Origin of the sequence: Bradyrhizobium genosp. SA-3 (genome assembly GCF_004212635.1) — a bacterium.
Lineage (GTDB): Bacteria > Pseudomonadota > Alphaproteobacteria > Rhizobiales > Xanthobacteraceae > Bradyrhizobium.
The window spans coordinates 1-1245 of the sequence record NZ_PSRT01000312.1 but is presented as its reverse complement, the minus strand read 5'-3'; the positions used below and the strand labels follow the sequence as shown (position 1 = coordinate 1245).

Genomic DNA, 1245 nt, shown 5'->3' with positions numbered 1-1245 from the left:
ATTTGCGCTCCGCTCCTGACAGCGCTGCGCGCTGCCAGGGCTCCGCTTGTCCGGGACGACAGCGGAGTATTTGCGCGCCGGCCTTCAATTTGTAGCGGCGCGAGAAAGCCCGCCTTAAGAATTCCCCGCGTCACCTCACCGCCAGTTGCGGCGCCACAAATTTACCACAGCTTATCCTTTGCCCCGTAACGTGCCGCGGAGTCGGGAAGCGGGCTGCTTCCGGCTGCGCCTGGTTTTCCGCGAATGGAATGGGGTGGGGGAATGTCGGTCAAGTCGAAGTCGAAGCAATCGAAGCTGCCAACGCTACGGTTTCGCGCAAAAATCATCCTCGGCTTCGTGGCGGTGCTCGCCATCCTCGCCGTCAGCATGGCCTTCGCCTATTTCGGCTTCGAGCGGATCGCAGGTGCCGTGGCCTCCTATCGGACCAGCGTATCGGAAGCCGATCTCGCACGGACCGTCGACCGCGAGTTGATCGCCTATCAGGGGTTGGCGCGGGCCTACACGTTGACGGGGGCGGTGGATGACGAGACCGCGGCCAAGGCCGCCGAAGAGAATCTGAGAGGCGCGATCGGCAAGTCGATGTCCGCCACGACCGGGGCCGCCCGCCGTGAGCAGGTCGGCAAGCTCGAGGCCGAATTCCAGCGCTTCACGAAGGTGTTCAGTGAGATCGTCACCCTGACCCGCGAGAACAACAAGATCGCGGCCGATGAGCTCAACAGCGTCGGCAACAAGATCCGCTTCAAGTTCGACGATCTCGCCGACACCGCTGCGCTGGCGGGGCTTGCATCGGTCCAGACCACGGCCAAGGACGTCACCTCGCAATACCTGGCGGTCTCGACCTCGGTCAGCGCCTTCGTCGCCAAGCCGGAGCCGAAGACCGCCGACGGCGTGATCGCCCGCATCAAGTTTCTGGAGACGTTGCTGGTCTCGATCTACGCGAACGACCAGAAGATCACCGACCGCGTCACCGAGATCGGCAATCTCCTGAAGCAGTACCGCACCTCTTTCGCAAAGTTGACCGAGAACGTGAAGGTCATCGTCAAGCTGAACGGCGAGATGACCAAGACGGCCGCGTCCATCCTAAAACTCTCGGCCGAGCTGCGTTCGGACCTCACCGCCGACCAGCAGCGCATCGAGGCGAGCGCCAATGCGACCATCGGGGAGACCGAGCGGCTGATGCTGATGATGGCGCTCGGTGGCCTTGCCGTCGGCGCCGTCCTGGCCTGGATGCTCGGCAATGGTATC

General features: G+C 63.2%; 1 pseudogene. It reads left to right on the top strand.

The features are described from left to right. Positions 1-261: 261 nt before the first annotated feature. Positions 262-1245, top strand: a pseudogene (locus tag CWO91_RS42225) (methyl-accepting chemotaxis protein); the annotation flags it as partial.